This is a genomic window from Acinetobacter tianfuensis, from assembly GCF_003611465.1.
Classification (GTDB): Bacteria; Pseudomonadota; Gammaproteobacteria; order Pseudomonadales; family Moraxellaceae; genus Acinetobacter; species Acinetobacter tianfuensis.
The window spans coordinates 21,057-45,224 of sequence record NZ_RAXV01000032.1; the positions used below are offsets into that span (position 1 = coordinate 21,057).

The window sequence follows — 24,168 nt, forward strand, 5'->3', positions numbered from 1 at the left end:
TGGATAATAGCGAAAAAAATCTATTGTGCCAAGCTGAAACAATTGATTTAGAGAAAAACTTTAACCTTGGTGATATGATTCGCAAAAATCCTGTCTAAAATGAAGACAAAAAATATGCAAAGTACTGCACAAAAAGCCACGCTGCCTGCTATTACTCTAGCAGCTCTAGGCGTGGTGTTTGGGGACATCGGGACCAGTCCGCTTTATGCGCTGCGACAATGTTTCCTGACAGCGCATCTTGCAATTTCAGAAGCTTCGGTCTTGGGTATTCTCTCGCTGATCTTCTGGTGCATGATGCTCACCATCAGTTTCAAATACGTCATGATTATTATGCGCGCCGACAACAACGGTGAGGGCGGGATTATGTCCCTGCTGGCATTAAACTTACGTACCACACTTATCAGTGACAAGAAAAAAATCTATTTAATTGCATTAGGTTTTATTGGCGCCTCGCTGTTTTTTGGCGATGGCATTATCACGCCTGCAATTTCAGTGCTGTCTGCAGTTGAAGGTTTAAGTATTGCAACACCAATGTTTAACCAATGGCTTGCGCCGCTGTCGATCGGTATCTTGGCGGGCCTATTTTTAGTCCAGCGCCACGGGACAGGCACCATGGGCAAATTCTTTGGCCCGCTGACGCTGGCTTGGTTTTTGTCTATTGGTTTCTTTGGCTTATGGAGCATTATTCAAACGCCGCATGTCTTGCAAATGGTGAACCCTTACTGGGCGCTGAGTTTTGTGTTTAATCAGCCCTATGTGGCCTTTTTGACGATGGGCGCAGTGATCTTAACCATGACTGGCGGTGAAGCGCTGTATGCAGATATGGGGCACTTTGGGCGGCTGCCGATCCGTTTAGCGTGGTTTATTGTCGTGCTGCCGTGCCTGCTGCTGAACTATGCAGGCCAAAGCGCATTGCTGCTGCGTGATGCAGAAGCGCTGGCCAATCCATTTTATATGCTGATTCCATCATGGGCCTTATATCCAATGATTGGCTTAGCAACAGCAGCGGCGGTGATTGCTTCACAGGCGGTCATTACCGGTGTGTTCTCTATGGTCAATCAGGCTATTCAGCTGCGATATTTGCCGCGCTTGACTGTACGCCATACTTCAGACGTAGAACGCGGTCAGATTTATTTGCCGTTTATTAACTGGGCGCTGTTTATTTCTGTGCTGATTTTAATTCTACTGTTTGAAAACAGTGAAAACTTAGCCAGCGCTTATGGTGTCGCAGTCACGATGACCATGCTCTGCGGGACAATTTTAATTTCCATTTTGGCCTATGGTTTCTGGCGCTGGCCAATTTGGAAAGTGGCGCTGTTTGCTGTGCCGTTTTTGTTGCTGGATATGATTTTTGTTGCATCGACGTCATTGAAAATTGCGGCTGGCGGCTGGGTACCGATTTTAATCGGCGCAGTGCTGTATACGATTTTAATGACTTGGAAAGATGGCCGTGAACTTGTATTGAACCGTCTGGAAAAAGATGCGCTGCCTATCGACTTGTTTATTAAAAGTATCAGCTTCAGCAATGAGACGAAGTTCGTACCGGGTGATGCTGTGTTCCTGACAGGGACGCCAAATATTGTGCCGCATGCCATGCTGCATAATATTAAGCACAATAAGGTGCTGCATGAGCGTAATGTGATGGTGACTGTAGTGACCCGTGATATTCCTTATGTGCCGGCATCTGAACGTGTGACGGTTGAAGAACTGGATGAGCGCTTTTACCGTATTTCAATGTATTACGGCTTTAAAGATCAGCCAAATATCCCGCAGGCATTAGCGCAGGCTTATGCGCTGCTGGGCTTTGAATATGATCAGATGCAGATCAGCTTCTTTATTTCCCGTGACCGTCTTATTCATACGGTAGGCGAGGGTATGGCGCCATGGCGTGAAAAGCTGTTTATTTCGATGCAGCGCAATACCAGTCCTGTCAGTGACTTCTATCAGATTCCAACCAACCGTGTGGTTGAGTTAGGCAGTCAGATTGAAATTTAAATACGTTATTGCTGGCAGCTTGAAGTAAAAACTGCAAGATCAAAAAAACCAGAGCATGACTCTGGTTTTTTTGTGGAGGATCATCCTAGGGATGAAAGCGAGACGTGCCTCAGCTGAATTTATTGCGCTTCTGGCGGCAATTCAGATGGTGCAGGAGTTTCTGGCGCAGCTTGAATAGGCATATCGGCAGCAGGCGGCTGTTCCGCATTTACAGGCGCTTCTGCAGATGAAGGCAATTCAGGCAAGGCCTGAGCGGGCGCATTTGGGTCGGCTGCAGGCGCAGGAGCCTCAGATACCGCCGCATTTGGTGCTGGAGTATGCATTGCTGGCGTTTCTGCTGCTGGCTTGATTTGACCGCTTGAGATCAATTCTTGCAGTGATCCTGGCTGGCCATTGACCGTTGTGGTGACTTTGGCCTTAGACAGGCTTTCTAAGGTATCTCCGGGCTGAATTGGAGGCTCAGCAAATACTGCAGCGCTTGCGAATACGGTAATTGCGCCTAAACCAAAAATTTTAGAAAACATAATGACTCCGTAAAATTATTCTTTCGAGTTCTTCTCAGCATTACCTTGTCATATTTTTAAAGCTGCATTCAATGAAACATACCGAATTGTTTCAAGAGTTCTCATAAACTGGCCTATAAGCGCGACAAATTGTTACATCACTTGATGAATTGTTAGACAATGTTTGCATAAATCTTCATCAAAACCATCAGTCTTGCATATACAGCAGCAAATGCCCTTGCTAAGCTCCCGAAAAATAATCCTTTTTAAGTGCAAACGTTGTAAGTAATGGCAAAAAAGAAAAGCAGTTCAGGTCTCATGCTCCCTAAATTTTGGAATCAAAATAGTGTTAAAGCTATTTTGGGGATGGTTGCTGCCGGCAGTTTTGCATTTGCCTTTGGACAAGAAAAAATTCAGCAATTTGTATCTACGGCCACGGTGTCAAACAGTGCCTGCCTAGATCAGTTCTACCGTGAAGTACCGCCTTATTTAGTTAAACAAAGTCTTGAAAAAAATAATTATCCGCTTTGTTTTAATGGTTTTAACGTGATGTATTCGGGAGTGTCAAAAACTCCGTTATGGGTTGCAGAAGCGCTGACGCCTGCACGTTTAAGCCAAAAAATTCCGCGTGAAGACAGTTTTCATGAAGAAAACCGTGTGCCAAGAGAACACCGCGCGGTTTTGCAGGATTATCGGGCTTCTGGTTATGACCGCGGCCATATGGCGCCAAATGCAGATATGCCAACAAAGGCTGCTCAGTTTGACAGTTTTTCATTAGCCAATATGGTCCCGCAGGCGCCAAAAAATAATCAGCAAATTTGGCGTGAGCTGGAAGAAGCCACCCGTGCGATTGTGACCAAGCAGAAGCAAGATGTCTACGTGGTGACAGGGCCTGTCTATGCCGGTAAGAAACTGAAGACGATTGGCAATGGCGTGATTGTGCCGACTGCAACGTATAAAGCGGTTTATATGCCGAAAACTGGCACAATTGGCGCGTACTTAGCGCCGAATGATAATTCATTGCGTGTTGAGGTTGTCAGTGTCTGTTATTTGGAAGAGCAGCTGGGCATTAATCTTTTTCCGCAGCTGACAGAAGAACAAAAGCGCAATACATATAAGCTGCCGCTGAAAGCTGGCGCAGTAAAAGCCAATGTGCAATTTGCTTATTCACACTGGGATGCAGAAAGCCAGTGTGCGGAAGATGTTGAGGCCAGTCAGCTGAATGCGTTGCAGTCTCAATTCAGCTCTTCGGGCGCTTCACTCAGCAGCAGCGCTGACAGCAGCAATTCAAATAGCCATACGGGCAGTCCAGATCAGGGCGGGGATGTGCAGGATGCGATGATTAAACAGCTGATTGAAGCTTTGCTGCAGTTTATTTTGCAGTTGTTGAAATAAAACGCATGTATTAGGATGGAACTGAGACAGCCGAAACTGTTAAAACAACAAAACACATGACCAATCACAAGAGCGAGAGAACGATGTTTAAGCCTTATGAACATGGGACAGAGTCACACGCTATCCACGATTTAACTGTTGAAAATGACACGGACTGTGTCAGCATTTACGGTAGTTTGCAGCTGACTAAAGATCAGGTAGGCCTGAAGGCTGCCAAAGCGCTGCAGGCATTGCTGAATGATGTCGTGGCATCTTTAGAAAGTGAAAGCAATCTGCCGGATGCTGTTCAGCGTGACCAAGACGGCGAGATTGAAAATCCATTTTTATAAGCTTACGTTTTGGATTTTAAAATCTAAGAATTTAAAAAAGCCCGCATCTGTGAGCTTTTTTTTATGGCTGAGTAATTTATTCTTTGGCAATGATTTTATACAGCACTGCGCCAATTAAAGCACCGGCAATTGGTGCGGCCCAGAACAGCCAAAGCTGACTAAGCGCTGCGGTTTCTGCAAAGAAAGCAACGCCTGTACTGCGCGCTGGGTTAACCGATGTGTTCGTCACAGGGATACTGATCAAGTGAATCAGCGTCAGCGCTAAACCAATCGCGATTGGCGCAAAACCCGCAGGCGCCCGTTTATCTGTTGAACCTAAAATCACAATGAGGAACATTGCGGTTAATACGGCCTCAATGATCAATGCAGACATCAGTGAATATTTGCCAGGAGATAAGTCACCAAAACCATTGCTGGCAAAACCGCCTGTGCCGGCGAAGCCGGATTGGCCGCTGAAAATCAGGTACAGTACCCATGCAGCAAATGTTGCGCCGATGATTTGGGAAACAATATAAGGAACAAGCTCTTTTGCTTCAAAGCGCCCGCCCGCCCACAGGCCAATACTGACTGCTGGGTTGAAATGGCCGCCTGAAATATGGCCTAAAGCATATGCGCCCGTCAAAACGGTTAAACCGAATGCTAAAGCCACGCCTGCGAAGCCAATACCTAATTCAGGGAATGCCGCTGCGAAAATTGCGCTGCCGCAGCCGCCAAAAACCAGCCAAAATGTGCCTATCATTTCTGCGATATATTTATTCATAATTGCTCCGTAGAGAGTTTTTTTTATCGAGCTATTTATTTTATTGAATGTAACTTTTTTATTTTCTAGGTTAATTATCGTTCAAAGCAAGGTGATTATCGTAACTGTTTGCATTCTATTGATGCTGCAAGCGCCATTGCTGCGGGGTGATGTTCAGCCATTGTTTAAATGCCCGCTGAAAAGCGCTTTGTTCTGAATAACCTAACAATAAAGCAATTTCATGTAAGCCCAAATGCGGGTCTTTTAAATATTCTTTGGCGAGCATGCAGCGGACTTGGTGCATACGCTGCTGATAGGTTGTGCCTTGCTGCTGCAGATGCCTTTGCAGCTGGCGAACTGAAATTTGCAGCTGCGCGGAAATATGCTCGATTTGAAACTGATTTTTTTGCAGGCCAGTTAAAATTGCCTGCTGCAGGCGGTGGTCAACATGGGTGGTATTGGGCAGCTTTTCCAGCAACGATTGCGCCTGCTGGGTCAGCAGCTGCTGTAAGGTTTGATCGCCTTTCATAAATGGCCGTGTCAGTTCGCTTAATGGCATGAGCACTTGTGAGTAAGGCTGTGAAAAGCGGACAGGACAGCGGAAGAACTGTTCATAGCGCGCTATGTATTTTGGAGACGGGCCTTTAAAGTGGACTTCATACAGGGTGATGTCTTTAAAGTCCATAAAATGCTTTAAAAAGCCAGCCATAAGCGCAATCGCTGTTTCATCGGTCAGCTGGGTGGCCATATTGGGCAGCAGTTCAGTCCAGCGGATCGATAAATATTCGCCTATGCCTGTGATTTGCAGCGGTGAACCGTCATAAATCAGACGGTGGAAATCATGATAGCGGTACAGCGCTTCACCTAAATTTTCACAAGACATGGCAATATAGGCAATAATGCCGAGGTGTTTCGGCAGCACTGATTCTGCAATTTCTAAACTGAGTGCCGGGCGTTTCAGCTGCTGGTCTAGAGACGTCAGCAAATCACGCCAAATAATATAGTCAAAGCGCTCAAGATTTTGAACTTTCTCTAATTTTTCTGGAATAGGAAGCGCCTGCGCTTGATAGAACGCATAAAGCAACTGACCTAGACCGCCATATACAGAACCTGTGTAATCCTTTAACTGCTGCATTTTTTATTCTTGCTTTTGTCGTACTTTGTCAATGATATTAAAAAAAATAGTCAATATCCAGCCTTAGACTTTCTTTATAGTCATATAAAAGACGAGGAGGAAAGCCGCATGATTAAAGGTTTTATTGCTGGCTTAGCAGTGGCTAATGCATTTGAATGGTTTGCGCATAAATATGTGCTGCACGGTACGCACCGTACTGGGAAGCCGCGTTATAGCCCTGTGCCGCAAAGCATGAAGTCACATTGGGAGCATCATAGAGAAGTACGCAAAACGGACTTTAATGATCATGGTTATGTAGAAGGCATCAGCAACTGGCGTACCAAGAATGAAATTATTTCTTTAGCTGTTGTCGCAGGTGTATTTACACCGCTATTTTATCCTGTGTCAAAAGGGATGAGTCTGGCGGTGCTGTACAGTGCATGCAATTACTATTATATCCACCGCCGCGCACATTTGGAGCCAGAGTGGGCAATGAAGAAAATTCCATGGCACTATGATCATCATATGAATGCCAATCAAGATGCCAACTGGTGTGTGACCAAGCCATGGTTTGACTATATCTTGGGTACACGGGTGGTTTCTTCAGCCAATTTGCAGGAGCAGAATCCCTTAGGCATTGTACTGCCTGCTGCAGCCGCTCAAGCGCTGACAGCTGCAGTGCAGAAGTTTTTCCCTGCGAAATATGTGCAGCAAGATGTTCCAGAATTGGAAAGCGTGATGGAATAAAAAACAGGAGCAGCGCAAAAAGGCCTTAAAAAATGAGGTGTTGTCGTGATTTGTCAATAAATTTTGGATTTACTGTCAATCTTCACTAAATCCTGCTGCGATAGAATTCTTGACATCAAAATACACATGTATTTTGAAATTGACGTATATTTGCTGTTTTACTTTTAGTAGTGCAGAACCAAGTGCTGTAGTTTTCTTGGTTTATAGGGAGTCCTTGAGGCTCCTTTTTTTTGTCTGCTATTTTTGTTTTTCAAAAGCAGTCAAAATATAGCGGCCTTCTTCATCTTTATATTCAGGCGAGAATTGAAAGCAAACAGGTGCTTGTTCTTTTAATGTTTGGAGTTCTGGAAATTGCTGTCTGGTGCGTAAGCTATTGCTAAATAAAAAACCTTGTCTGTCATTTTGAAACAGAAATACTTTTTCTTGAATGATGCTATGCCGAGTTGGTTTTTCAACAACCACCCATTTAGCAAAAATGCCGCAATAGCGAATTTGTGCAGGGGCATTTAAAGCCTGTTCATAATATCGATGGAGTTGGTATTTTGAAAATGCCGCGTAACCAAAGAACAGCAGTCCTAAGCAAGGTAAAATCAGTAAAAAGCCAAAAGGATTTTGCATATATTTTTTGAGTAAAATAATGACAAGGAATAAGAAGATTACGCCCGCCAGTATGAGTATATGCTGCAAACTATCCATTATTAGACCTAAAAAAAGAGCATCTTGGAGATGCTCTTTGAATCATATTTTTGCCTATGCAGTCAATTAAAGACGCATTTCAATGCCTTGATCAGCAAGGTATTTTTTCGCTTCTGGAATAGTGTGCTGACCAAAGTGGAAAATAGAAGCCGCAAGTACAGCATCTGCTCCGCCCTGAATAATGCCGTCTGCTAAATGCTGCAGGTTGCCTACGCCGCCAGATGCAATGGTTGGAATGGTCACGCGGTCATTGATCGAACGCATGAGAGCAAGGTCATAACCTGCTTTCGTACCATCGGCATCCATTGAGGTCACAAGCAGTTCACCTGCACCGAAGTCGGCCATTTTCACAGCCCATTCAATGGCATCAATGCCAGTTTCTTTACGGCCGCCGTGGGTGAATATTTCCCACTTGTTATCACCGGTTTTTTTCGCATCAATGGCAACCACAATGCACTGCGCGCCAAAACGCTGTGATGCTTCCTGTACAAACTCAGAGTTATAAATGGCTGCAGAGTTAATTGAAACTTTGTCTGCCCCTGCATTTAAAAGCAGGCGAATATCTTCAACTTTACGGACACCGCCGCCGACTGTAAGCGGAACGAAAACGGATTCAGCCATACGTTCTACTGTGCGGTAAGTGGTGTCGCGTCCATGATGTGTAGCAGTAATATCAAGGAAAGTAATTTCATCGGCGCCTTGTTCGTTATAACGGCGCGCCACTTCTACGGGGTCACCTGCATCACGGATATCAAGGAATTGAACACCTTTCACCACACGGCCGTTGTCGACGTCGAGGCAAGGAATAATACGTTTAGCTAGCATAAATTTTTCCAATTATTACAGCCGATTATGAAACTCACCCGCACAAGCGCTACACCTTGGCAGATGGAAACGGTATTCTAGCAAACTTATGTAAGTTTTTTCGCAGGTTTTCTATGTCGGTTTATACCACTTTGACTTTAAAGGAAGTTCAGGATTTTGCAGCGCCTTATGGATTAGAGGCGATTGACCTGATTCCCATTCAAGGGGGTATTCAAAACACCAACTACTTTTTGGTCTGTGAAGACAAGCAATATGTATTGACTGTTTTTGAAGATATGGACGAGCAGGCTGCAGGGGAACTTGTACCTGTGCTGGAACATCTAGGTGACGTTGGCGTGGCGGTGCCAGTACCGCTGTCACATTCAGGCAAAGCGATTCACAGTATGAAAAATAAGCCTGCGCAAATCGCGCCGCGCTTGATGGGTGAGCATCCTATGCCGTCGACTTTGGAGCAGGCAGAAGCGATTGCAGTGGCGCAGGCGCAAATGCATGTGGCTTTGCAGGATTTTCCTTTAGAGCGTAATTTCGTACGTGATCATGCCTATTGGTATGCCGTGGCGCGTGAAATTAAGCCGACTTTAAACGATGCTGATAAAGCGCTGCTCAGTAAATTATTAGGTTTGTATGAAGCCTTAACGGCAGTTTATCCAGACCGTCCGAAAGGTTTTATTCACTCAGATCTGTTCCGTGACAATACTTTATTTGACGGCAATCAGCTGAATGGCATTCTCGATTTTTATGAGCTGAATAAAGACGAGTTTTTATTTGATATTGCCATCACTTTAAATGACTTCTGCACAGAATATCCAAGTGTAGAGCTGAATGAAGCCAAGGCTGTGGCTTTCTTAAATGCCTATGAAACGGTGCGTCCTTTGACCCATGACGAAAAGTCTTGTTTAGAGCTGTATTTAGCCATGGCGGCAGGGCGTTTTTGGATGATGCGTTTGCAAGTGGCTCAGAAAAATGCAGCGGAAGGCCGTACAGGCGGAGATATTTTGCAGAAAAATCCAGATGAAATGCGTAATATGCTGATTGAACGCTTAAAATTCGTGACAGCATAAATTAAAAAGAGGGTGAAAATGCGCGATCAAGGACGCTTAGTGGAATGGTTTGATGACAAAGGCTATGGATTTATTCAGCCGAGCGATGCCAGTAAAGCGCGCGTATTTTTACATATTAAGGATTTTGCCCGCCCAGGGCCGCGTCCCATTGTGGGCTGCGCGCTGGAATATCTGATTATTTTAGATGAGCGCGGCCGTCATCGCGCGCAGCAGGTCAATTATTTAAAAGCGGCACAGGTCAAAACGGCTCAGCCCAAACATAAAGATAATATTGTGCGCATACGCAAAAAAATACAGCCGATGCAGATCCTGTGCATCGGCTATATTGTGCTGCTTGCGGTGCTCAGCATAGCAGGCTTGCTGAATGGCGTAGCGCTGCTGGCAATCAGTTTAGTCAATGCTGCAACCTATTGGTTCTATGCACAGGACAAAGAGGCTGCTCAGCTGGGCAACCGCCGTGTGCCTGAAAACATATTGCATATTTTATCTTTTTTGGGCGGCTGGCCTGCTGCATGGTTAGCGCAGCAAAAACTGCGTCATAAAACACAAAAACAACCGTTCCGTCAGATATATTTTTGTACTATAGCGTTTAACGTACTTTTGGTGATTTGGCTGGTTTCGCCATTTAATCCGTTTTAAGAACAGAGCTGAACGTAAAAAAACTGAGGGTATGTATGGACTATTTTATAGATAAAGATTCGAACAGAACCTTAACCATTGCCTTATATATTCTTTATATCGTCGCTATTTTTACAGCTGGACTGCTGGCGGTCATTGCGCTGATTATTAACTACGTGAAGCGCAGCGATGTGCAAGGCAGTATTTTTGAAAGCCATTTCACGTGGCAAATCCGCACCTTTTGGTGGTATCTGTTTTGGAATTTCATCGCTTTTTTGCCGTTTATCTTTCTATTTTTTAAATTAAATCAGCCAGATGCTTTTGTAACGATGGCGATTAGCGCAACAGCGTTCTGTTTATCGGTAATCGGCTTGTCATGGATTTGGATTGTGTACCGCGCGGTCCGCGGCATTATTACTGTAAATGATAACCGTCCGATGTACCAATAATTGAATACCTGAAAAAGCCCAAGTTCTGATGTCCTTGGGCTTTTTTATTTGGGCGGTTATTTTTTTAGCGCTTTGAGGCATTTAGGCCGCCATTCACTTAGCATGACCCCGAAAACTACCAGAGCGCCGCCCAGCAGGGCCAATGGCGCTAAGCGTTCTCCAGCAATCCGTCCAATGATGGCCGCCCAGACGGGTTCGCCCGCATAGATAATGGCCGCTTGAGATGGATCGACCATACGCTGCGCCCAGTTCATGACCAGCTGAATGACTGCGCTTGCTAGGCCTAGACCGCATAACACGGCAAATAATGGCCATTCAAAAGCAGGCAGGGCAGTCTCACCATTTAGCGGTGCAAGTAAAAAACACAGCAATGAGGCAAAGGCCAGCTGTAAAACCGTAACACGGCGCAAGTTGACCCGTGAAGCAAAATAGCTGATTAAAATAATTTCAAAAGCAATGGCAATTGAGCCGAGCAGGGTGATGATTTGCCCAAAATTCAGCTGAATTGCGCCAAAGCCATTGCCAGTCAAAAAGACTAAGCCGATAAAGGCCAATGCTGTGCCGAGCCATGTCATGAGGTGCGGACGGCTTTTAAAGCATAGCCACATAAAAAATGGCACCAGCGGTACATATAATGCGGTTAAAAAAGCAGATTCACTGCTGCTGATGCTTTGCAGGCCAATGGTTTGTGTGCCGTAGCCAATTGCAATCACAGCGCCAATACAAAAGCCGGCAAAGATTTCATAGCGGTTAGAGCTTTTCAGATATTTTAAAGACAGCAGACTGACGGCAATCGCGGCAGCAGCAAAACGCAGGCCTACCAGCATGATTGGCGTGCTGTAGTTCAGGCCGTATTGCACGGTTAAAAAACTGCCGCCCCAAATGACAGTGATCAAAATTAGGGAAATTTGCGGAGCTTTGCTTTGCAGTTTGTGGAAAAGAGGAGAAGACAGCATAAAATGAAAAATCAAAGTGATTTAAATGATTGACCCGCATCTTATACCTTATTTAAATTAGACGCTGAAATCGCATTTAAAAAATAAAAATGAGTTCATTATGCGCAAAGGAATCATGGTTATTTTCGCTTTTCTTGCTTTATTTTTAGGTCTGTATATGTATAGCCTCATAGACGAGGCCGATGATATTTATACCCATTTTTAAAAAATCAGACAGCAGAATTGTGCGTTTCTGGTTCAGTTTTTAGCCGTAAAGCCATGTAATGAATTGATTGCATATAAATTTAAAACAGTATTAATCCAGCCTCCATATTTTAAAGCCAATGAAAATTATATTTTTTTCTACCAGATTCAAATGGACGATGCGGTAAAGCTGGACAGCTGGTTTATACAGCTGGTTCATCACGGTCGGATGAATGATGATGAATTTGAGTTATTTTCAGTATCACGGCCACAGAAAATTGTCCATTTTTTACCTCAGCTTAAGCGATGCTGCTTAGATAAGGATCAGCACTGCATGGGAAGGTTTTGGCGCGTACATGCCAATAATTATTTCCAGCGCAGCTCCTATATTGTTTATGGCGATGATCAAAAATATTGGAATGTAGTTCAATAGCGTGATTTCCAATGTGATGGTAGTGTAGAAATAGATCAGCAAGCTTTAAAAGCTTTGTTACCTTATTTATTTAAGCAAAAATTGAGAGAGTTTCATTATTTACTTTGCTGGGAAAAACAAAGACGCTTGCTGCGTATTGCGGCGGTAATGACTGAGGCTTATTTACATTAACGAAAATTGCCAAATTTAAACCATAAAAAAAGGCCCACGGGCCTTTTTTTATGGTGATTAGATTTACAAAGACTGCTGGTCTAAAAGCAGCTGTGCTTCACGAAGGCTGAGTGTGCCTTCATAAATTGCACGGCCTGTGATCGCGCCTAAAATGCCCGGCTGGCCTTTTAAGTTGCGGACGTCGTCTAAATTGGTCACGCCGCCAGATGCAATAACAGGCAAGCCTGAGTAAGCTGCAAGGTTAACGGTCTGTTCAACGTTGACACCCTGCATCATGCCGTCACGCGCGATGTCTGTGTAGACAATGCTGGATACGCCAGCATCTGCAAAACGCTTCGCAAGGTCAGTCGCTTTCACGTCAGTCACATTTGCCCAGCCGTCGGTCGCCACCATGCCGTTCATCGCATCGATGCCGACAATGATATGGCCTGCAAATTTTTTGCATGCTTCTTCTACAAATTCAGGTTCTTGAACGGCTTTTGTACCAATAATCACAAAAGATACGCCTGCATCCAAATAATGTTCAATCGTTTCTAATGAACGGATGCCGCCGCCAATTTGAATAGGCAAATCTGGCTGCGCTTTAGCAATGGCTTCAACAACAGGCTTATGGATAGGCGTACCAGCGAAAGCGCCGTTTAAATCGACCAAATGCAAGCGGCGCGCGCCTTCATTTACCCAATGCTGTGCAGTTGCGGCCGGGTCGTCAGAAAATACAGTATCGTCTTCCATACGGCCTTGTTTTAAGCGGACACATTTGCCATCTTTCAGGTCAATTGCAGGGATGATCAGCATGCTTTCGCTCCTTGCCTAATCTCATAAAGAATTTATTTGGCGAATATCTTAGCAAAGAAACGCCAATTCACTAAACGCTAATTAAATGAACTATAAAAAAGCCTGACTGAGCTCAAGTGAGCGGTTTTTCAGCATTAGTCTTGTTTTTATGGCGCAGCAGCTTTTTTGCTAGACAAGTACAGCGCTGAACATGCTGTTTTTAGACATAGGCTGCCGGCTGTTCTCGTACATTTAAGCCAGATGATTTTAACGCCGCGCCAAGGTTGTAAATCTCTTGATACGGCTTTTCAATGAAGCGAAAAATGATTTGTTCTTTGAGATTATGCACAGCTATGCAGCATGGTTAGCTGATTGTTTGTTTGGGTAAATCAGCTCATTATTTGTTTGATGAGATATTTTTATGAACCTCTATCTGCGCGATTGTAGCGCTCCTAAAATGACACAATGATGTCAAACCGACCAGATAAAAAAACAGGGGGTATGTTCATTTGTTTGGCCGTATGCGCAATTTTAAGCTGCTGTTGGGAATCTCTTTTGGCAGCAGGCCTAAACGAAGCAGCGCTTCAAAAACCAGTACAGGCGCGTAAGCGTCGGCCGCAGCATAGCTGATTTGCTGATCGGTTAAATTTTTCTTTGACCAATTAGACGTGCTGATACTTTTGCTTTTAGGGAAGTTCACTTGAAACAGCAGCGCCATGGCATTTTTCAAGCCGACAGGGCTGTCGATGCCAAAAGATCTGAAGCATTTGGACAGTTCAATAATACTGTTGAGCTCAATCCCTTTTTTGCGGAACAGATGTGCATCATTTTTTAGGCCAAATCCGACTTTAATCTGGTCACGGCTGGCAAATATAGGTTTTAAAAAGTCTAAAATTTCAGGGCTGACCTGAAATAAATACGCACGTTCAAGTGTTGCCAGTTGAATGAGATGCGGGCCTGTCGCAATTTCACCTTTGCTGAAAGTCGGCTTGGATTCAGAGTCAAAGCCAAGCACTGCGGCTTGATAGAGTTCGTCTTGTACTGCTTGGCACTGCTCAAGGCTATTAATCAGCAAAATACAGTCAAATGGCAGACTTTGAAATAGAGGCAAAAGCTGAATTTGATCTTTGCTGGGCAGAGCTGAAGCTGGGGGCAGTTGCATAATGCAGGCACATGAATAAGCAGAATTTTCAGCTTAATGCTTTTTAGCGGACTAAGCAAAAAGATGTTCTGATAGATGATGATCGCCTTTTCTATTTTGTTTCTGCCAAAAAGCAAAAACCTGCAGAGATCTGCAGGTTTCTACTTGGGAGAGAAAAGGCCGCGTTATACGAAAGATGGCAGCTGGAACTGATCTAGGATAGACGGAGCATTTGCCAAAACAGTACCTGCATCATATAAGCCTGCAGTTACACCGCCTGCCAATGCGCCTACAGCATCTACGGCAGCATTCACCGCTGGAATCGGATTGGTCAGATCTGTAATTGGCGCAATGTCGTCCAGCAAGCTGTCGACAGTTGTTGATACATCCTGAACAACACCGCCAACGGCAGCAATTGGATTGGTGAGGAGGCCGCCAACCAGATCAAGGGCATTGATGCTGCCGACATATTGGCCTGTTTCACCGACAAAGCCAGCCACGTTATCCAGTGTAGAACCGACTGCACCTGCAACATCGCCTAATACTGGAATTTGCGCAGCAAAGTCTGTTAAAGGCGCGAAGTCTTCAGCCAGATTATGCGCAGAGCCTGAAAGATCCTGCAATGTGCCGCCAAGTGTGCCGAATGGATCAGATACGGCATTGTTCAAGAGGTCAGTCGGTTCGACTGCGGCAACATAGTCACCCGTTTCGCCGACAAAGCCTAAAACATTGTCTACTGTGCTGCCTAAGGCTGCTGCAGCATCACCCAGAACAGGCACATGGCCTAAAACATCAACAAGCGGGTCTGCGAGGCCGACGACATATTCAGCCAAATCTGCGACTTCGCTGACGGCTGTTCCGGCAATGGTTGTGACACCGCTCAACAGTTCGCTTACGCCGCTTTCGATATCCCCCGTCTGCAAGGCATGCGCCGTGTCATGCAATTCGCTGCTGACGGTATCCAGCACCTTATGTGTGGTATCTAAAACTTTATCAATGGTGCCGCCAAGTAATGGCAGCTTGGTCAGTGTAGAGGTAATAGGAGATGCGACTGCACTGATAATATCAACGACAGTATCGACGGTATGCACAATGGCATCCAAAATACTGCCGACAGCTTTGGTTAGGCCTTGAATTGCCAATGTAAATATGCCGCTGATTTTTCCCGTAAATAATTTAAACATTTCATTATTCTCCGATTTTCAAATTTTTTTGTATTCGAAATTCTTATCTTCGAAAGCTGCTTTGTGGAGTCTTGCTGGTTTATTTTTAGCAGACAAACAAAGTGCGAACAAACTATAAAAAACATACATAATGGTGATATTTGTCACATTTATTGGTTTTTGTGTTAAAAAACAACTAACTAAGGCGGTTAAAGAAAATTGTGAGAAAATGTAATTATTTTTAATATAAAACAGTAATTTAAATGTGGTGTTGATGTATTTTTCACTTGTTTTTATTGATCAGCAAGCTTATTTCCTGCTTTATTTTTTGTAATCTTTGTTTTTTACCGGTTTAAAGACGTTCAATGTGCTTGGCCTGAAATGCATGGTTTTGGCGGTTTTAAGGGATTTAACGGCGTTAAAAGAGAGCGGGTTCTGCGTAAAATTCAAATTTTTCACACTCAAAATGAACGGTGAAAAGTGTCTGAATGATTGGTTTGATGGAGTTTTATTTGGATGAGCTATCCGTTATAAATCATATGAAGTGAGAAATAAACGGCAAGCTGTTTGATCAAGTATAAAAAAAACCTGCTTAAAGCAGGTTTAATTGCAGGTCTTTTTTTATTATTGCTGCTGCATTTCTATTTGAGCCTGTTTGGCGCGCTGCACATAGTCTTGATAAGCTGGAACAGAAATACCCGCGAGAATGCCCAGCGGAATAATCAGAATGTAAATCCAGCCCAATATTTTTTCCCATGTTTGGGTTGGTCTAGGCCAGCCATATTGGTTTTCATGCGCATCACCCTTCGCAAAAATTAAATATAAAGCCAAGCATATATTTGCAATAGGGACAAGGAGCAGTAATGATAGCCAGCCAGTATGATTGCGGTCATGCAGGCGGCGTATTGTAAAGATAAAAGTCAAATACAGCATCGCAAAATAAATGATGCCAATTGTCAGCAGCATAGAAAGCGGCATACCTTGGTCTATATCTGGTTTAAATCCCGGCAATAAAATTGCGCAGAGTATGCCTATGATCATGACCGTAATCAGCAGCAGGCTATTCCAGCCTAGATAAGACATACGTCCAAAGCGTCCGGCCGCGCTGAGAGAGGAGTCATTGACATTATTCATGGTGTATTCCTTTGGCTATTATGTTTATAGATATAAAAAGAATGATTAATTTTTATGCATGAATCATAAATGTTTTTTTTAGCAGGTGAAAGCGTTCAAAGCTTATCTAAGAATAAAAAAAGCCCGCATTATTGCGGGCTTTTTATCGGGCGCAGACTAATTAAATCTTCCATTCCACAAAATTTTTCAGCAGCTGTAAGCCGGCTGTGTGGCTTTTTTCAGGGTGGAACTGTGTTGCAAACAAGTTTTCTTGATGAATTACAGTACAGAAATCCAAACCATAGTCACAAGTGGCAGCCACAAGGCTTTGATCTTTTGGCTCTACATAAAAGCTGTGCACGAAATAGAAACGCGCATCCTGTTCAATGTCTTTCCACATCGGGTGGCTTGGGTCAGCCTGATGCACTTGGTTCCAGCCCATATGCGGCACTTTAAGGCCTTCAATTTCAGGAAAGCGTTTTACAGTACCTTCAAAAATACCCAATGCATCTGCACCGCCATTTTCTTCAGAATGCTGCATCAAAGCCTGCATGCCGACACAAATGGCTAAAACAGGCTTATTGAATACGGCATTTTTTACGACTTCATCAATACCTGCTTCATGCATGCCTTGCATACAGTCACGCATAGCGCCTACGCCTGGAAAAACAATTTTGTCTGCTTGCGCAATCAGCTTCGGATCATTGGTTACATCTACAGCTGCGCCGACATGTTCAAGCGCTTTGGCCGCTGAGTGAAGGTTTCCCATGCCATAATCAAGAAGGGCAATACGGGTCATTACAGTGTCCCTTTGGTTGAAGCCACTTTACCTTCTGCACGCGGGTCCACTTCACAAGCCATGCGAAGGGCGCGGGCAAATGCTTTAAATACACTCTCAATTTGGTGATGGCTGTTTTTGCCTTTCAAATTGTCAATGTGTAAAGTCATCAGTGCGTGATTCACAAAACCTTGGAAAAACTCTGAAAATAAATCGACATCAAATGTACCGATACGGGCGCGGGTAAATGGAATATCCATCCAAAGGCCCGGACGGCCAGATAAATCGACAACTACGCGGCTGAGCGATTCATCTAGCGGCGCATAGAAATGGCCGTAGCGTTTTAAGCCTTTTTTGTCGCCTAGCGCTTGCGCAAAAGCTTGACCTAAAGTAATGCCGCAGTCTTCTACAGTATGATGATCGTCGATTTCTAAGTCGCCGTCACAATGAATATCAATATCAAATAAGCCATGCCGCTTGATTTGATCAATCATATGATCTAAAAATGGAACACCAGTGTTTAAAGTGCCTTGACCTGAACCATCCAGATTCACACGAACTCGAATTTTGGTTTCATTGGTGTTTCTTACCACTTCACTGATACGATCGGTCATAGACACGTTCCTCAAATACGTCAAAATGATTGATGTAAAAATGTTTTTCGCTGTGACGAAAAGTCACCGCATATTAGATTGCTCAGGAGGGTTTATCAATGCCTATTACCGTACACGCTTATACTTCTTTAGAAAATGATGAAGTGCGCAGCCAGCTTGAGCGACTGTATGACACGAGCCCAGAGTTTAGCGATGGAGCAGATGCCATTGAACAACTAGAGCAAAGCTTAACGCAGTATACCCTAATTTATACTGCAGAATTTAACACCAAAGTGATTGGCGCGATTTGGTGTACGGGACAAGGGGAAAGCAAGACTTTAGAAAATATCGTTGTGCATCCGGCAAACCGCGGGCGCGGCGTTGCAGAAAGGCTGGTCAGTGAAGCTTGCCGTTTTGAAGAAGAAAAAGGCGTAAAAGTTTTTGAACCGGGCTGCGGCGCGATTCACCGCTGTTTGGCGCATTTAGATAAAATTTAAAGCCTGACACAGAATAAAAGCAGCTTTCAGGCTGCTTTTTTTATGCTGAATGCTGGTTATATGCGCCATAATGAGCAGCTGTTGAAAATGTCAAAATGGGCTGCATACTGTGTTTTAAACAAAAAACGATCAAACAATGCTTAATTTTGCTTTAAAAGTAAACAATTGGTGAAAAAGGCGCTGACGGCGCTTGACGGCATGCAGCTTAAATTGTTTAATACGCGGCATCGGCGTGATAGCTCAGTAGGTAGAGCAACGGATTGAAAATCCGTGTGTCCCCAGTTCGATCCTGGGTCTCGCCACCATATTCAAAACTTATTTAAAGTTTCAATCCTTGATCCCATCAAGGATTTTTTTTGCCTAAAAAATATTCAGTCAATAAAAATTATTATAATTTTTATTGACTAATGTTCTGAGATACGGCTTAATACACCGCATCGGCGTGATAGCTCAGTAGGTAGAGCAACGGATTGAAAATCCGTGTGTCCCCAGTTCGATCCTGGGTCTCGCCACCATATTCAAAAAAGTCTCAAACAATGTTTGGGACTTTTTTTTTGTCTGAATTTTTATATTGCCGGCAGTTTAATGCCTCATACTGCATATTCAGCGGGATATTGGGGGGCGCTGTCTCAGACTTTTAGCCTATTCTGAAATCAGGGGTAACGCTTTAAGCTGTCCTGAAGTGAATAACATACAGAATAGGAAGCAAAATGAAGGACTTATTTTCAGATAACAGTGCGCTGTACCAGCAGGCGCGTCCGAGCTATTCTGCCGAAATTATTGAACAGATTTTAAACTATGTGCCTGAAAAGGGATTAGCATGGGATTGCGGCGCGGGGTCTGGGCAGTTCACCAGCTGGCTGGCGCCTGATTTCCAGCAGGTGCTGGCGACTGATCTGAGCGCTGCGCAGCTGGCGCAAGCGCCGCAAGTGAGCAATGTCCGTTATCTGCAGGCTGCTGCAGAAGAGTCTGGTCTGCCCGATTGCAGCGCCGATTTGGTCACCGTTGCACAAGCGATACATTGGTTTGATTTTGATACTTTTTACGCTGAAGTGAAGCGTGTACTGAAGCCGCAGGGCTGTTTGGCCGTTATTGGCTATGGTTTGATTGAAGCTGAAGATCCGCAGCTGCAGCAGCTGATTCAGCATTTATATAAAAATACTTTAAACGGCTATTGGGATGCTGAACGCCGCTATATTGATGAATGCTATCAAAGCATTCCTTTTCCTTTTGAGGAGCTGTCTGTTTCGGATGTGCAGCTGAATTATTGCTGGTCAGGCCGTCAGCTGCTGGACTATTTCCAAACTTGGTCGGGATTAAAGCATTATATACATCTGACAGGCGGTAATCCGCTGGCAGATTTGTCTGCATTTTTTCAGCGCATGCCTGAACAGCAATATCAGGTGCAATTTCCTGTGCTGCTGCGGATTGGGAGATAAGTTGCACTGCTGATCATTGAATTTATTAGATCTGCTTTGGCCGCAGCGGTTTTAAATTCAAAAGCGCTGTGTATTTTGGACTTAGCCGCCGTTTATCTGAGTGCGGCAGAATTTTAGATGATTTATTGTACAATTTTAAGATGGTTTGAAGAAATGCAATCTTCGAATTTAAAATTTGAGAATTATCTTATGAATCTTCCAAAACAATTTTCTGCTGTTCTTTGTGTATGGATTGGCTTGTCTGCTGCACAGCTGCAGGCTGCCGAGCAAAAAGCGCCTGCTGAGCAGGCGGCTGAACCTGTGCGTCTGCCTGTATTAACCGTTATGGCTGACCGTGAGCTGCGTAATGAAACTGTGATTGAGCCCGTTCTGGAACGGCCTGAAAAACGTAAGGCGCTGCAGCATCAGGTGATGCGGCTGGAGCGTGATGCAGCCAATCATGCGCCGAATGAACATTTGATTGCAAATGTAGATTTTATTCCTGCAGATCCTGTACCGGATATGAATAGTATTGATCCTATTTTACAGCAGCATGTCTTAAATATTGCCGCAGGCTTGCAGTCATCAGATCCGCGCAATGGCATTTACACCTTGCTGCAGCCATTCGGCTTAGACCGTAATGCGCTGAATGTGCAAATGAGCCGTGAGCAAATTAATTTAGGTGTTTTAGAGCGTAATGCGCCAAAACCTTAAATATTTCAATCTATATTTTATTTTGAATTCAAAAATCATGGCATAAGCCATGATTTTTGTTTTGCGTATTTAAATTTAAATAAAATGAGCGGTTTCGAAGCGCTTATCCACAGATGCTTTTTTAAATTCATTGCAGCGCGTGTGTCTTTTTGTGCGATTTGTACGTACTTTTTAAATTTAAAGTTATGATTATTTTAATTCAGCCGTTGGAGTTTTGGCATGCCGCGTATTTTTGTCATTTTGACTGCAGCGACTGTATTGGTCTTTGGCGGTCTGTTTTATCAGTATAAACAGCAGCAGCAGGAAGCTGCACAGCTGCAGGTTTATAAAAGTGTGCTTTTAGACAAAACCCAGCAAATTTTTGAGCAGGCCAAAGACAGTACTCAGCCAATAAGGGTGGATGTGAATGATGCGCGTCTCAAGGGCGATTATCAGATCATGGCTTCATTTGTTTTGCAGCAGATGATTCTGAGTGCCGAATCACGCAATGCTTATATACGTGAGCTGAAAGCGCTGGACTGGGAGCATTTTTTAGATATAGACCGTTTGGCTGCAGATAAGAAAAAAAATTATGCGCAGACTGAGGCTATGCTGCAAGGTGTTCATGCTGTGGTAGATATGTATGGGCAGAAAATGCAGGACTTGGAGCAGAATGGTTTAGCGCAGGCGAAAAATTTACCGATCAGCGCGCAATACCGTAATCAGCTGGCGCAGAGTTTACGTGAAAGCCGAAAGGATGAAGATACATATGCCTTATTTGAGCTGGAGAAGCAAAGTTTAGCGAAGGCGGATGCCATATTTGCGGTGCTGAAAAATAATAAGTGGGAAAAGCGTAATAGGCTGTTTATGTTTTACGAAGATAAGCCGCTCAAAGAATTTAATGCGCTGTATAAAGAGATAGTGGAGCTGAACAGGCAAATGCGCAGAGTAAGTTTGCAAAACCGTGCGGAATTGAATCAGAAGCTGTAACGATATAAACAGAAGGCTGTCATGTGTTTTAAAACTTCGGGCATTAGATTGAAATGGTAGAAAAATCATTCACTCTTTAGCCGCAGGTGGAGTTATGGAAACTGTGTGTGTAATCGATGATATTCGTTTGGCTTATGCAGATTTTATGGCAAATAATCATTATCCAAAGCTGGAAAGTTTGAACAATTGGGGTAAAAACCGTTTCTTTTTCAGCAGCTATTTCAAGCTGATTGAAGACTGGCACCACACCGAACAAATCGTGATTCAGTTTAACCGGCAGTATTTCAGTCTAGATACGGGCAGCGCGCCTGATTTTATGGACAAAGAAAAGTATATGGCTTGGTTAATGGGCGAACTCTTAACTTAAGCCCTTCACAAAAAAAGCACAGCGCCTGATTCGTTCTAGGCGCTGGGTGTATTCGATTAATCAAAAATTTTATCGGCAGCTTGGAATGGCAGGCTGACCACGTCGATCGCAACGGCAAAAGGGAGCAGCACTAATTTTTCAAAAGGGTTCATGCCTGTTTTCGATTTATAACTTTCTTTTTGATGAGTATAAATGCTTACCTGATAAGGCTTACTCAACGCTTTCAAAGACGCTAAATTGTTCGCGGCAGGATAGGCGACACCAGCCAGTTTGATCTCAAAACAGAAACGCTGCGCAAGCATGCGTTCATCACTGGAACTTGAACATTCCTTCGCGCCATTTTCAATAAAAAATGCCCGATCTTTCTTGCTGATGTCTTCTTTGAGTTTCACATAAGACAGTGGCAATGTTCCTATAAAATGGCCATCGTTATTTTCTGAATAGAAACTCAGTTCTCGGGTGATTTGAATATTTTTCGGGTCCAGTTTCCCAATTAAGCTGACAAATTGAGGCCCGCCTTGGGTAAGAACATAACTTTTTTGCTGCCCTGCAATCACTAAACTATGCGCAGGTAAATTCGGCAGAGGCTGAGCAGGTTTGCCAAACGCCACCACTTGATCTTCAATCAAGGTTACTTTGTTAGTACGGGTATAAGTTTTATTGTCTTTGGTCATCAGGGTTTTGGTGGCGCAGCCTGTGAATAATGTCCCCATGACGCCTAAGCAAATGATGGTTTTTAAAGGTGATGCAAACATCGATAGACTCCGAATCATTTGAAATATCGTTAAGCTGAATTTTTATTGTCTTTAAGCCTACCATTAAAATGTTCAAAAAGGCGTCAAATCTCAAAAGTTTAAGGTAATGAAAATTCTATGATTCGCTCAATGCAGGGAAGCAATAGCTTTTATTTCTTATCTGTTTGCTGTTTCCAGATCTTGAATGAATGTTCATTTGAGTAGGAACTGGCTATGCTTATGCCCAGCACTTGATAACAAGTATGGACTGGCGAATACGTCATAACAAGATGGGGGAATAGGCTGATGCAAGACTTGATTTGTTATAAAGAACTTCCTGTGTGGTCTGCGCAGACCATTCCGCAAGGCTTTAGAAATCAGCATAATACCAAAGCAGGCACATGGGCAAAACTGACTGTGCTGCAAGGTGAAGTAAATTTTGCCATGTTAGATGCGTCTGGAAATGTCCTCTCGACGCATGTATTTAGTCCAGACCAGCCACCACCGTTTATAGAACCGCAGGCGTGGCACAAGATTGTTTCTGCGAGTGATGATGTGCAATGTCAGCTCAGTTTTTATTGCCTTCCACAGGATTATTTTGCGAAAAAATATCAGCTGACTCCAACACACTCAGAGATTTTGGCTGCAACGCCATATTTGCAGGGTGGACGCGCGTTAGATGTCGGCTGTGGGCAGGGGCGAAATTCGTTGTACTTAAGTCAGCAGGGCTATGAGGTCGATGCTTGGGATGTGAATCCGCAAAGTTTGCAAAAATTACAGCAGATAATAGATGCCGAAGGTATTCAAAAGATTCATCTGCAACAGCGTGACCTCAATACTGACCCAAGCATTACCGGTACATACGACTTTATTTGTTGTACGGTGGTGATGATGTTTTTAGAAGCGCCAACGGTGAAATCATTGATTGCGCAGATGCAGCAAGCCACAAATCTAAATGGGTTTAACTTGATTGTCTGTGCGATGGATACCGATGATATTCCTGCGCAGCCTGACTTTCCATTTGCGTTTAAAGCCGGAGAGTTAAGTGCGCTATACGATGGCTGGAACATTGTGAAATACAATGAAAATATTGGGGAATTACATCGGGTTGATGCGCAGGGCAATCGGATTAAGCAGCATTTTGCAACGTTGTTGGCGCAGCGGGTTATTGGTTAAAAATATTCATTTTAGTTATGCAGGGCGGAACGATGAGTGAAAAGTTTGAATTCGATATTCAAGAATCTTTAGATACTATTAAACGAATTCTACAAATTGCTGAAAAATATGAAGAGCATAGTAATTTCAATGGGTTGTTGTCTAAAAATCTTTTAGCTCTTAAGCCTATTATAAGTACCAGTTCTTATATAAGTAAACTTAATAATGGACTTATTACTTGTAGAAATTATCATGGATTAGAATTGGTTAGAGCTTGGGATGGTGGGCTTTCAGGTTTTGCCCAAGATGATGATATTATCCGTTTACATAGATTAGCTTTATTTTTAGTTATTTATTTAAGAGAACAGATTTTTAGGGGGAATTATAGATTAGATCAAGGAAATAATTTTTACTTCTTAAATGAAATTGTTAGAAGAAATAGAGATGAATTTGTTGAAAAATCATCATGGTGTTTAGATTTGTTCGATGATCTGCCAACTTTAATTATGCAAGAGGAATTCCATTCTGACCATGCTAT

28 protein-coding genes, 2 tRNA genes and 1 pseudogene are annotated in these 24,168 nt (G+C 43.6%); 17 read left to right on the forward strand and 14 right to left on the reverse strand.

What is annotated here, in order from left to right:
- Positions 1-114 precede the first annotated feature (114 nt).
- Positions 115-1,995: a potassium transporter Kup gene (locus D7V32_RS13295; RefSeq protein ID WP_120403331.1), complete on the forward strand. Its 1,881-nt coding sequence runs from the start codon at positions 115-117 to the stop codon at positions 1,993-1,995.
- 119 nt (positions 1,996-2,114) lie between these two features.
- Here D7V32_RS13295 and D7V32_RS13300 read toward each other — a convergent pair whose 3' ends face one another.
- Positions 2,115-2,519 (reverse strand): hypothetical protein, encoded by a 405-nt coding sequence (locus D7V32_RS13300; RefSeq protein ID WP_120403332.1) that lies wholly within the window; start codon positions 2,517-2,519, stop codon positions 2,115-2,117.
- Between the two features lie 267 nt (positions 2,520-2,786).
- On the opposite strand from D7V32_RS13300, the gene D7V32_RS13305 reads away from it, so the two are divergent.
- Both D7V32_RS13305 and D7V32_RS13310 read left to right on the forward strand, forming a co-directional pair.
- Entirely contained in the window at positions 2,787-3,893 is a 1,107-nt protein-coding gene (locus tag D7V32_RS13305) for a DNA/RNA non-specific endonuclease (RefSeq protein WP_120403333.1), read from the forward strand.
- Positions 3,894-3,976: 83 nt separating this feature from the next.
- On the forward strand, positions 3,977-4,222 hold the full coding sequence (locus D7V32_RS13310; RefSeq protein ID WP_120403334.1) for a hypothetical protein: 246 nt from the start codon (positions 3,977-3,979) through the stop codon (positions 4,220-4,222).
- A gap of 76 nt (positions 4,223-4,298) precedes the next feature.
- Here the strand turns inward: D7V32_RS13310 and aqpZ are convergent, their stop codons facing one another.
- Entirely contained in the window at positions 4,299-4,982 is a 684-nt protein-coding gene (gene aqpZ, locus D7V32_RS13315; RefSeq protein ID WP_120403335.1) for an aquaporin Z, read from the reverse strand.
- Between the two features lie 115 nt (positions 4,983-5,097).
- Complete coding sequence (locus D7V32_RS13320; RefSeq protein ID WP_120403336.1) at positions 5,098-6,096, reverse strand: AraC family transcriptional regulator; 999 nt, start codon at positions 6,094-6,096, stop codon at positions 5,098-5,100.
- A 108-nt stretch (positions 6,097-6,204) separates the two neighbouring features.
- Here D7V32_RS13320 and D7V32_RS13325 point away from each other — a divergent pair, with 108 nt between their 5' ends.
- Entirely contained in the window at positions 6,205-6,822 is a 618-nt protein-coding gene (locus D7V32_RS13325; RefSeq protein WP_120403337.1) for a hypothetical protein, read from the forward strand.
- Positions 6,823-7,059: 237 nt separating this feature from the next.
- Here the strand turns inward: D7V32_RS13325 and D7V32_RS13330 are convergent, their stop codons facing one another.
- Entirely contained in the window at positions 7,060-7,518 is a 459-nt protein-coding gene (locus D7V32_RS13330; protein ID WP_120403338.1) for a hypothetical protein, read from the reverse strand.
- A gap of 66 nt (positions 7,519-7,584) precedes the next feature.
- Positions 7,585-8,343, reverse strand: coding sequence for an imidazole glycerol phosphate synthase subunit HisF (gene hisF, locus D7V32_RS13335; RefSeq protein ID WP_120403339.1), 759 nt, complete (start codon positions 8,341-8,343; stop codon positions 7,585-7,587).
- Between the two features lie 113 nt (positions 8,344-8,456).
- On the opposite strand from hisF, the gene D7V32_RS13340 reads away from it, so the two are divergent.
- Genes D7V32_RS13340 through D7V32_RS13350 form a run of 3 tightly spaced genes read left to right on the forward strand, consistent with a single transcriptional unit; the run spans position 8,457 to position 10,471 of the window.
- Positions 8,457-9,404 (forward strand): homoserine kinase, encoded by a 948-nt coding sequence (locus D7V32_RS13340; protein WP_120403340.1) that lies wholly within the window; start codon positions 8,457-8,459, stop codon positions 9,402-9,404.
- An 18-nt stretch (positions 9,405-9,422) separates the two neighbouring features.
- Positions 9,423-10,043 (forward strand): DUF1294 domain-containing protein, encoded by a 621-nt coding sequence (locus D7V32_RS13345; protein WP_120403341.1) that lies wholly within the window; start codon positions 9,423-9,425, stop codon positions 10,041-10,043.
- A 35-nt stretch (positions 10,044-10,078) separates the two neighbouring features.
- The gene (locus D7V32_RS13350) at positions 10,079-10,471 is read left to right on the forward strand and encodes a DUF4870 family protein (RefSeq protein WP_120403342.1); all 393 of its coding nucleotides are present in this window, start codon (positions 10,079-10,081) and stop codon (positions 10,469-10,471) included.
- 56 nt (positions 10,472-10,527) lie between these two features.
- Here D7V32_RS13350 and D7V32_RS13355 read toward each other — a convergent pair whose 3' ends face one another.
- Complete coding sequence (locus D7V32_RS13355) at positions 10,528-11,427, reverse strand: DMT family transporter (RefSeq protein WP_120403343.1); 900 nt, start codon at positions 11,425-11,427, stop codon at positions 10,528-10,530.
- A gap of 355 nt (positions 11,428-11,782) precedes the next feature.
- On the opposite strand from D7V32_RS13355, the gene D7V32_RS13360 reads away from it, so the two are divergent.
- Entirely contained in the window at positions 11,783-12,043 is a 261-nt protein-coding gene (locus tag D7V32_RS13360) for a hypothetical protein (RefSeq protein WP_147394225.1), read from the forward strand.
- Positions 12,044-12,277: 234 nt separating this feature from the next.
- Here the strand turns inward: D7V32_RS13360 and hisA are convergent, their stop codons facing one another.
- The 7 genes from hisA to hisB form a co-directional block, all read right to left on the reverse strand.
- Entirely contained in the window at positions 12,278-13,009 is a 732-nt protein-coding gene (gene hisA / locus D7V32_RS13365; protein ID WP_120403345.1) for a 1-(5-phosphoribosyl)-5-[(5-phosphoribosylamino)methylideneamino]imidazole-4-carboxamide isomerase, read from the reverse strand.
- Between the two features lie 199 nt (positions 13,010-13,208).
- Positions 13,209-13,337, reverse strand: coding sequence for a hypothetical protein (locus tag D7V32_RS17730; RefSeq protein ID WP_265936385.1), 129 nt, complete (start codon positions 13,335-13,337; stop codon positions 13,209-13,211).
- 156 nt (positions 13,338-13,493) lie between these two features.
- Positions 13,494-14,150 (reverse strand): 3'-5' exonuclease, encoded by a 657-nt coding sequence (locus D7V32_RS13370; RefSeq protein ID WP_120403346.1) that lies wholly within the window; start codon positions 14,148-14,150, stop codon positions 13,494-13,496.
- 164 nt (positions 14,151-14,314) lie between these two features.
- On the reverse strand, positions 14,315-15,313 hold the full coding sequence (locus tag D7V32_RS13375) for a hypothetical protein (protein WP_120403347.1): 999 nt from the start codon (positions 15,311-15,313) through the stop codon (positions 14,315-14,317).
- 603 nt (positions 15,314-15,916) lie between these two features.
- Entirely contained in the window at positions 15,917-16,426 is a 510-nt protein-coding gene (locus D7V32_RS13380) for a DUF805 domain-containing protein (protein WP_120403348.1), read from the reverse strand.
- Between the two features lie 160 nt (positions 16,427-16,586).
- Complete coding sequence (gene hisH / locus D7V32_RS13385; protein WP_120403349.1) at positions 16,587-17,204, reverse strand: imidazole glycerol phosphate synthase subunit HisH; 618 nt, start codon at positions 17,202-17,204, stop codon at positions 16,587-16,589.
- Complete coding sequence (gene hisB / locus D7V32_RS13390; RefSeq protein WP_120403350.1) at positions 17,204-17,797, reverse strand: imidazoleglycerol-phosphate dehydratase HisB; 594 nt, start codon at positions 17,795-17,797, stop codon at positions 17,204-17,206. The genes hisH and hisB overlap by 1 nt, the downstream gene beginning before the upstream one ends.
- Before the next feature lie 98 nt (positions 17,798-17,895).
- Here hisB and D7V32_RS13395 point away from each other — a divergent pair, with 98 nt between their 5' ends.
- From D7V32_RS13395 to D7V32_RS13425, 7 genes are all read left to right on the forward strand, one after another.
- Positions 17,896-18,273, forward strand: coding sequence for a GNAT family N-acetyltransferase (locus D7V32_RS13395; protein WP_120403351.1), 378 nt, complete (start codon positions 17,896-17,898; stop codon positions 18,271-18,273).
- A gap of 229 nt (positions 18,274-18,502) precedes the next feature.
- A tRNA-Phe gene (locus tag D7V32_RS13400) sits at positions 18,503-18,578 on the forward strand.
- 134 nt (positions 18,579-18,712) lie between these two features.
- Positions 18,713-18,788, forward strand: a tRNA-Phe gene (locus D7V32_RS13405).
- Positions 18,789-18,983: 195 nt separating this feature from the next.
- On the forward strand, positions 18,984-19,712 hold the full coding sequence (locus D7V32_RS13410) for a class I SAM-dependent methyltransferase (protein ID WP_120403352.1): 729 nt from the start codon (positions 18,984-18,986) through the stop codon (positions 19,710-19,712).
- 189 nt (positions 19,713-19,901) lie between these two features.
- Positions 19,902-20,405: a hypothetical protein gene (locus tag D7V32_RS13415; protein WP_228200218.1), complete on the forward strand. Its 504-nt coding sequence runs from the start codon at positions 19,902-19,904 to the stop codon at positions 20,403-20,405.
- 219 nt (positions 20,406-20,624) lie between these two features.
- Positions 20,625-21,374, forward strand: a complete 750-nt coding sequence (locus tag D7V32_RS13420; RefSeq protein ID WP_120403353.1) for a hypothetical protein — start codon at positions 20,625-20,627, stop codon at positions 21,372-21,374.
- A gap of 94 nt (positions 21,375-21,468) precedes the next feature.
- Positions 21,469-21,741, forward strand: coding sequence for a hypothetical protein (locus D7V32_RS13425; protein WP_120403354.1), 273 nt, complete (start codon positions 21,469-21,471; stop codon positions 21,739-21,741).
- Between the two features lie 56 nt (positions 21,742-21,797).
- On the opposite strand, the gene D7V32_RS13430 is transcribed toward D7V32_RS13425, so the two are convergent.
- Positions 21,798-22,496, reverse strand: a complete 699-nt coding sequence (locus tag D7V32_RS13430) for a YidX family protein (protein WP_120403355.1) — start codon at positions 22,494-22,496, stop codon at positions 21,798-21,800.
- Positions 22,497-22,781: 285 nt separating this feature from the next.
- On the opposite strand from D7V32_RS13430, the gene tehB reads away from it, so the two are divergent.
- Both tehB and D7V32_RS13440 read left to right on the forward strand, forming a co-directional pair.
- The gene (gene tehB / locus D7V32_RS13435) at positions 22,782-23,651 is read left to right on the forward strand and encodes an SAM-dependent methyltransferase TehB (protein WP_120403356.1); all 870 of its coding nucleotides are present in this window, start codon (positions 22,782-22,784) and stop codon (positions 23,649-23,651) included.
- 32 nt (positions 23,652-23,683) lie between these two features.
- Positions 23,684-24,168: pseudogene (locus D7V32_RS13440) on the forward strand (hypothetical protein); the annotation flags it as partial.

What these genes read in the sequence shown, in the direction of transcription:
- D7V32_RS13295 (WP_120403331.1), top strand. Translation starts at nt 115, where the DNA reads ATGCAAAGTACTGCACAAAAAGCCACGCTGCCTGCTATTACTCTAGCA.
- D7V32_RS13300 (WP_120403332.1), bottom strand. Translation starts at nt 2,519, where the DNA reads ATGTTTTCTAAAATTTTTGGTTTAGGCGCAATTACCGTATTCGCAAGC.
- D7V32_RS13305 (WP_120403333.1), top strand. Translation starts at nt 2,787, where the DNA reads ATGGCAAAAAAGAAAAGCAGTTCAGGTCTCATGCTCCCTAAATTTTGG.
- D7V32_RS13310 (WP_120403334.1), top strand. Translation starts at nt 3,977, where the DNA reads ATGTTTAAGCCTTATGAACATGGGACAGAGTCACACGCTATCCACGAT.
- aqpZ (WP_120403335.1), bottom strand. Translation starts at nt 4,982, where the DNA reads ATGAATAAATATATCGCAGAAATGATAGGCACATTTTGGCTGGTTTTT.
- D7V32_RS13320 (WP_120403336.1), bottom strand. Translation starts at nt 6,096, where the DNA reads ATGCAGCAGTTAAAGGATTACACAGGTTCTGTATATGGCGGTCTAGGT.
- D7V32_RS13325 (WP_120403337.1), top strand. Translation starts at nt 6,205, where the DNA reads ATGATTAAAGGTTTTATTGCTGGCTTAGCAGTGGCTAATGCATTTGAA.
- D7V32_RS13330 (WP_120403338.1), bottom strand. Translation starts at nt 7,518, where the DNA reads ATGGATAGTTTGCAGCATATACTCATACTGGCGGGCGTAATCTTCTTA.
- hisF (WP_120403339.1), bottom strand. Translation starts at nt 8,343, where the DNA reads ATGCTAGCTAAACGTATTATTCCTTGCCTCGACGTCGACAACGGCCGT.
- D7V32_RS13340 (WP_120403340.1), top strand. Translation starts at nt 8,457, where the DNA reads ATGTCGGTTTATACCACTTTGACTTTAAAGGAAGTTCAGGATTTTGCA.
- D7V32_RS13345 (WP_120403341.1), top strand. Translation starts at nt 9,423, where the DNA reads ATGCGCGATCAAGGACGCTTAGTGGAATGGTTTGATGACAAAGGCTAT.
- D7V32_RS13350 (WP_120403342.1), top strand. Translation starts at nt 10,079, where the DNA reads ATGGACTATTTTATAGATAAAGATTCGAACAGAACCTTAACCATTGCC.
- D7V32_RS13355 (WP_120403343.1), bottom strand. Translation starts at nt 11,427, where the DNA reads ATGCTGTCTTCTCCTCTTTTCCACAAACTGCAAAGCAAAGCTCCGCAA.
- D7V32_RS13360 (WP_147394225.1), top strand. Translation starts at nt 11,783, where the DNA reads ATGGACGATGCGGTAAAGCTGGACAGCTGGTTTATACAGCTGGTTCAT.
- hisA (WP_120403345.1), bottom strand. Translation starts at nt 13,009, where the DNA reads ATGCTGATCATCCCTGCAATTGACCTGAAAGATGGCAAATGTGTCCGC.
- D7V32_RS13370 (WP_120403346.1), bottom strand. Translation starts at nt 14,150, where the DNA reads ATGCAACTGCCCCCAGCTTCAGCTCTGCCCAGCAAAGATCAAATTCAG.
- D7V32_RS13375 (WP_120403347.1), bottom strand. Translation starts at nt 15,313, where the DNA reads ATGTTTAAATTATTTACGGGAAAAATCAGCGGCATATTTACATTGGCA.
- D7V32_RS13380 (WP_120403348.1), bottom strand. Translation starts at nt 16,426, where the DNA reads ATGAATAATGTCAATGACTCCTCTCTCAGCGCGGCCGGACGCTTTGGA.
- hisH (WP_120403349.1), bottom strand. Translation starts at nt 17,204, where the DNA reads ATGACCCGTATTGCCCTTCTTGATTATGGCATGGGAAACCTTCACTCA.
- hisB (WP_120403350.1), bottom strand. Translation starts at nt 17,797, where the DNA reads ATGACCGATCGTATCAGTGAAGTGGTAAGAAACACCAATGAAACCAAA.
- D7V32_RS13395 (WP_120403351.1), top strand. Translation starts at nt 17,896, where the DNA reads ATGCCTATTACCGTACACGCTTATACTTCTTTAGAAAATGATGAAGTG.
- D7V32_RS13410 (WP_120403352.1), top strand. Translation starts at nt 18,984, where the DNA reads ATGAAGGACTTATTTTCAGATAACAGTGCGCTGTACCAGCAGGCGCGT.
- D7V32_RS13415 (WP_228200218.1), top strand. Translation starts at nt 19,902, where the DNA reads ATGAATCTTCCAAAACAATTTTCTGCTGTTCTTTGTGTATGGATTGGC.
- D7V32_RS13420 (WP_120403353.1), top strand. Translation starts at nt 20,625, where the DNA reads ATGCCGCGTATTTTTGTCATTTTGACTGCAGCGACTGTATTGGTCTTT.
- D7V32_RS13425 (WP_120403354.1), top strand. Translation starts at nt 21,469, where the DNA reads ATGGAAACTGTGTGTGTAATCGATGATATTCGTTTGGCTTATGCAGAT.
- D7V32_RS13430 (WP_120403355.1), bottom strand. Translation starts at nt 22,496, where the DNA reads ATGTTTGCATCACCTTTAAAAACCATCATTTGCTTAGGCGTCATGGGG.
- tehB (WP_120403356.1), top strand. Translation starts at nt 22,782, where the DNA reads ATGCAAGACTTGATTTGTTATAAAGAACTTCCTGTGTGGTCTGCGCAG.